1 protein-coding gene is annotated in these 836 nt (G+C 61.6%); it reads left to right on the top strand.

The window, feature by feature from the left end:
* On the top strand, positions 1–836 hold an 836-nt coding region (locus EXE45_RS19860; protein ID WP_158294309.1), incomplete at both ends, for a GAF domain-containing protein.

Raw genomic sequence — 836 nt, forward strand, 5'->3', positions numbered from 1 at the left:
ATTGACCCGGTCGAAGTGTCCGAGGCAGGTGGACCGGCGAAGCTGTACGAAAGCGCCAGGCAGACGTTCCCCGCGATCACCGCTGCCTCACAAAACGAACCACAGCGTATCGTCGACGGACAAGCGACCGGAGGAGCTCACGGCGAGTGGCTCAACCGACTGCTCCATTTCGGTTACCGGGAATCGCTCGCGGTTCCGGTGAGCCATTGTGGGACCGTCCACGCGATCGCCGAGTTCATCAGTACAGATGCCGAGCGCTTCGCCGAACCAGAACGACAAGCAGTTGGTGCGGTTGCGGACGCCGCCGGAATGCGGCTGTCAACGCTTGAGTCCGCGAGCGCGTCGAACGCACCGATCGCCTTCGACTTCGAATGTCAGGATCCGTCGCCGCTCTTCCCGGGCCTCTCGACGTCCGGTACAATCGTCGTCGAACACGTCGCGCTAACAGGTAGGGAAAACTTTCACCTAACCGGTCGCGTCGACGGCTACACCGAGACCGCATTTCGTGACTACGTCGCGGCGACGCCGGGCATCGAACTCGACAGTATTGCCTCGATCGATAGCAGCGTCCACGAAATTTCCGTGCGGATGAGAGATACACCAGACCGGTCGCTAGCCTCGGTTCGCGACGTACTCATGCGGACAGACACACAACTGAGCAGTGTCCGTTCCCGCCCGAACGCTGACGTGTTGGCGTTCTGGACCACGGACCCGAAAGTGATCGGTCGGGTCCGCGAGGAGCTGTCTACCGTCTCCGGTTCGTGTCAGCTCGTCTCGAAGCGCCATGTGTCCGGGTCATCCGGTAGACGCGACGAGTCGGCCGGGAATACAGACTT

The sequence above is a fragment of the Halorubrum sp. SP9 genome, from assembly GCF_005435015.1.
GTDB lineage: Archaea > Halobacteriota > Halobacteria > Halobacteriales > Haloferacaceae > Halorubrum > Halorubrum sodomense.